Below are 4,677 nucleotides of genomic sequence, written 5' to 3' on the forward strand. Positions count from 1 at the left end.
GAACATCAGCACAATCCCCCACCCTTCGTGGAAGCCCATCTGTTCATGCTGCTCACGAATTTCCTTCGTCGGGTGGCGCGCAATTGCCGTATAGCGGGTTTTGCCCTCGCCCACCTCCTCCAGCAGCAAAATCGCCGTCATAAACGGCTTCTCGGCCGGTTTCCAGCCTTCCGTATAACCGTCGGTAAAGACCAGTTTTTTTCCCGGGTCGATTTCAAGAAACACACCCCGGTTATCCATCCGCTGTCCGTCCACCTCAAATACGGTATTGAACCGACCGCCCACGCGCAGGTCGAGGTCGCATTCGGTCACTTTATGGGGAGCAGGAATGAAGAAGTTTTTGATGTGCTCGGGCGTGGTCCAGCAGAGCCACAGCAGGTCGCGCGGTGCATCCACCACGCGCTCCAGTTTTAAGTCAGTATCAGGATCAAGCGTCACGATATCGTCCTCTAAAGGGAACCCCTTAAAGGATAGCCGGACTCAGGCGAATTTCCCGTTTGCCACCTCTTCCGGCGTCACTACGCCCGTATCCAGCACCCAGCCGCTAATCAACGAGGCTGGCGTAACGTCAAACGCTGGGTTATAGACCAGGGCGTTTTCCGGCGCCCACTGCACCGCCCCAAAACTTCCCGCAACGCCCGTCACCTCACTGGCGGCGCGCTGCTCAATCGGGATCGCGTCCCCGTTCGGGCAGTCCGGATCGAGGGTCGTTTGCGGCGCGGCCACGTAGAACGGAATGCCGTGGAATTTCGCCAGCACCGCCAGGGAATAGGTGCCGATCTTGTTCGCCACGTCGCCGTTAGCGGCAATGCGATCGGCCCCTACCCACACGGCGTCGACCTGTCCTTTGGCCATCAGGCTTGCCGCCATGGAGTCGGTAATCAGCCGATACGGCACGCCCAGCTCGCCCAGCTCCCACGCGGTCAACCTGCCCCCCTGCAGCAGCGGACGGGTCTCATCCACCCAGACGTTGCTGACATTTCCTTCCTGATAGGCGCGGGCAATCACGCCCAGCGCCGTGCCCACGCCCGCCGTTGCCAGCCCGCCGGTGTTGCAGTGGGTCAGCAGGCGGCTACCGGGCGTCACCAGCGCGCTGCCCGCGCGGGCGATAGCGTCGCACAACTGCCTGTCTTCAGAAATCAGGCGCAGCGCTTCAGACACCAGCGCCGAAACGAAATCTTCCTGCCAGAGCGCCAGCTTCATACGGTCAAGGTTGTTCATCAGGTTCACCGCCGTCGGGCGGGACGCGCGCAGGGTTTCCAGCGCCACGGCGAGTTCATCACGGCTTTTGCCGCTTTCCGCCAGCAATGCCAGCAGCAGGCTTGCAGAGAGACCAATCAGCGGCGCACCGCGCACGCGCAGAGCATGGATATGCCCGACCAGCGTCTCTACCGTGGAGGCCTCAAGCCAGCGTTTCTCCTGCGGAAGCGCCTGCTGGTCGAGAATAAAGAGCTGATTATCCGCCACCCGCAGGCTGGTCGTCTGTAATGTCTGCATGTCGTTAATTCCCTGTTGCGTTGTTGTAGCACATTGTGTCAGGATGAAATCCAGATGTATAGACGTCTACATGTCTTTATTAGCAAACTCGTGAGGAGCAGGCCATGTCGCAATACCGTACCTTTACCGCTCAGGACGCCGTGGAGTATGCCAGGCAGTTTGGTGGACTCGACGATCCTTCCTCGCTGGTGGAGGCGCAGGAAGTGGGCGACGGCAACCTCAATCTGGTTTTCAAAATTTTCGATGCCCAGGGCACAAGCCGCGTCATCGTCAAACAGGCGCTGCCCTACGTGCGCTGTGTCGGCGAGTCCTGGCCGCTGACGCTGGACCGCGCCCGTCTGGAGGCGCAAACCCTGGTCGAGCATTACCAGCACAGCCCGCAGCACACCGTGAAAATCCACCACTTTGACCCGGAACTGGCGGTGATGGTGATGGAGGATCTCTCCAGCCATCGCATCTGGCGCGGCGAGCTGATTAAAAACAATCACTATCCTCAGGCCGCGCGTCAGCTGGGTGAATACCTCGCATACACGCTGTTCCACACCAGCGATTTCTACCTGCATCCGCACGCGAAAAAAGCGCAGGTAGCGAAATTCATCAACCCGGAGATGTGTGAGATCACCGAAGATCTGTTCTTCAACGATCCGTACCAGATCCACGAACGCAACAACTACCCGGTCGAGCTGGAAAATGACGTCGCCGCCCTGCGCGACGATGCCCAGTTGAAAATTGCCGTGGCCTCCCTGAAGCATCGCTTTTTCTCACACGCTGAAGCGCTGCTGCACGGGGATATTCACAGCGGCTCCATTTTTGTGGCGGACGGCAGCCTGAAGGCCATTGACGCCGAGTTCGGCTACGTTGGCCCGATTGGCTTTGACGTCGGCACTGCCATTGGCAACCTGCTGCTCAACTTCTGCGGCCTGCCGGGGCATCTGGGTATTCGCGATGCCGCCGCCGCCCGCGAGCAGCGCCTGATCGACATTCAGGCTCTGTGGAACACCTTCGCGGAGCGCTTCCAGGCATTAGCAAACGAAAAAACACGAGACGCCGCGCTCAGCGCGCCGGGCTATGCTTCCGAGTTTCTGAAAAAGGTCTGGCATGACGCCATTGGTTTCTGCGGCACCGAACTGATTCGCCGCAGCGTCGGGCTTTCCCACGTCGCGGATATCGACACCATTCAGGATGACGCCATGCGCCACGAATGCCTGCGCCATGCGATTACCCTCGGCAAGGCGTTGATTGTCATTGCCGAGCGCATCGACAGCGCGGAAGAGCTGGTGGCACGCGTGCGGCAGTACAGCTGAGTGCTTCTGGTTTTCTCCCTCTCCCTGTGGGAGAGGGCGGGGTGAGGGCACCAATCCGCACTCACCCCAAATACTCAATCACCGACAACCCACCGTTATAATCCGTGCTGTAGATAATCCCCTGAGCATCCACAAACACGTCGCAGGACTGGATCACCTGCGGGCGATTCGGCCGCGTATCCATCATTCTTTCCGGCGCAGCTGGCACCAGCGCACCGGTCTCCACCGGGCGATACGGGTTGGAAATGTCATACGCGCGTACGCCCGCGTTCTGGTAAGTGGCAAAAATCAGCGTCGAGCTGACAAAACTCCCCGGCCGGTTCTCGTGCAGGTTGTGCGGCCCAAAGTGCGCCCCTTTCGCCACGTAGTCGGTTTCATCCGGCTGCGGGAAAGTCGAGATACTCACCGGGTTCGACGGCTCGCGGATATCAAACAGCCAGATCAGCTTCTCCCCATCCTCCTGGTTATCCAGCACCGCTTCGTCGAGCACCACCAGCAGGGAACGGTCCGGCAGCGGCAGCGCGGTATGCGTCCCGCCACCAAACGGCGGGCTCCAGTTGCGATGGCTAATCAGCTTTGGTTGAGTGCGGTCTTTCACGTCCAGCAGCGTCAGGCCACCGTCGCGCCAGCTCCCATAGGCGGTATCGCCGGCGATAATCGCGTGGTGCAGCGCGTGGCGCTTCCCTTCGGGCCAACTGGGCTTTTCCCCTTCGGCCTGGTTCATCCCCGGCAGCCACCAGCGCCCCGCCACTTCAGGCTTGCGCGGGTCGGCCAGGTCGATGGTCAGAAAGATATAATCGGTAAAGCCGTCAATCAGCGCCGACACGTACGCCCAGCGCCCGCCGACGTACCAGATACGGTGGATCCCGATGCCGCTCAGCGAAAGAAAACCGATTTCACGCGGCTTGTCCGGGGTAGAGATATCAAACACCCGCAGCCCGGCGCTCCAGCCTTTGTCCCGCACGTCGCTGACGGTCTCCCCCACCTGACGGGTGTAGTAAACCTTCTCATCGGCAAAGCGGGCATCGGCAAACAGATCCCGGGCGTTGATCACCAGCAACAGATCGTCATGCGCCTGCAAATGCACGTTCCAGGTGCCGGGCGGCGCGGGAACATAACCTGCCGCTTTCGGGTTTTTCGGGTCGCGCACATCGACGATGGAAAAACCCTGCGACACCATATGACCGATATACGCGAAACCGTGATGCACCATCAGCTGCACGCCGTCCGGGCGACCGCCCTGGTCGCTATGGCCAATCAGCCGCATATTGCGGCTGTATTCGGGCGTAGGGAGCACACTCATTTATTTTTAGCTTCCAGCGTCGCAAACCACGGCGCGATAAAATCGTCCGTCTGGCCCCAGCCCGGAATGATTTTCCCAAGCGACGCCACGTTCACCCCACCCGGCTGGGCGGTCAGCAGCGCCTGCGGAATGGAAGCGGCTTTAAAGTCATAGGTTGCCGGGGTCGCTTCTCCGGCAATCTTATTGGCGATCAAACGCACGTTGGTTGCGCCAATCAACTTCGGATCCACCGCCACGCTTACCTTCCACGGGCTGCCCGGCTCGCGCATCAGCTGCAGATCCTGGTTAGATATATCGATGCTGTAGAGTTTGATCTCGGTGCGTCCGTTCTCTTTCAGCGCCTTATACGCGCCCTGGCTGAAGGCATCCCAGGTGCCCCAGATAGCGTCGATTTTTCCTTTCGGGTATTTCGCCAGGATAGCGCCCACCTTGTTGGCAGTATCCCCCTGCACGTCAGAGGAGACCGCGCCAATGGATTCCAGCTCTTTGATCTCCGGATACTGTTTTTGCAGTTCCTTGTACGCCGCCTGACGACGCTCCATCGGCGGGAAGCCCGCCACCCACAGCTTGACG

5 protein-coding genes are annotated in these 4,677 nt (G+C 60.0%); 1 reads left to right on the forward strand and 4 read right to left on the reverse strand.

Translation table 11 applies throughout. The features are described 5' to 3' along the window. The coding region (locus tag L977_RS02140) for an SRPBCC family protein (protein ID WP_047624547.1) at nucleotides 1-438 on the reverse strand (438 nt) is incomplete at its 3' end. Between the two features lie 42 nt (nucleotides 439-480). Next, nucleotides 481-1,497, reverse strand: a complete 1,017-nt coding sequence (gene mtnA, locus L977_RS02145; RefSeq protein ID WP_023336906.1) for an S-methyl-5-thioribose-1-phosphate isomerase — start codon at nucleotides 1,495-1,497, stop codon at nucleotides 481-483. A gap of 104 nt (nucleotides 1,498-1,601) precedes the next feature. Between mtnA and mtnK the strand changes: the two genes are divergently transcribed. Then, a complete protein-coding gene (gene mtnK, locus L977_RS02150; RefSeq protein ID WP_047624549.1) occupies nucleotides 1,602-2,801 on the forward strand; it encodes an S-methyl-5-thioribose kinase in 1,200 nt (399 codons plus the stop codon). Between the two features lie 61 nt (nucleotides 2,802-2,862). On the opposite strand, the gene L977_RS02155 is transcribed toward mtnK, so the two are convergent. Then, the gene (locus L977_RS02155) at nucleotides 2,863-4,104 is read right to left on the reverse strand and encodes an LVIVD repeat-containing protein (RefSeq protein ID WP_047624551.1); all 1,242 of its coding nucleotides are present in this window, start codon (nucleotides 4,102-4,104) and stop codon (nucleotides 2,863-2,865) included. Further along, a partial coding sequence (locus L977_RS02160) for a substrate-binding domain-containing protein (RefSeq protein ID WP_047624553.1) occupies nucleotides 4,101-4,677 on the reverse strand: 577 nt, incomplete at its 5' end. The genes L977_RS02160 and L977_RS02155, both read right to left, overlap by 4 nt.

The organism is Enterobacter sp. ZOR0014, assembly GCF_000798855.1.
GTDB classification, from domain to species: domain Bacteria; phylum Pseudomonadota; class Gammaproteobacteria; order Enterobacterales; family Enterobacteriaceae; genus Enterobacter; species Enterobacter kobei.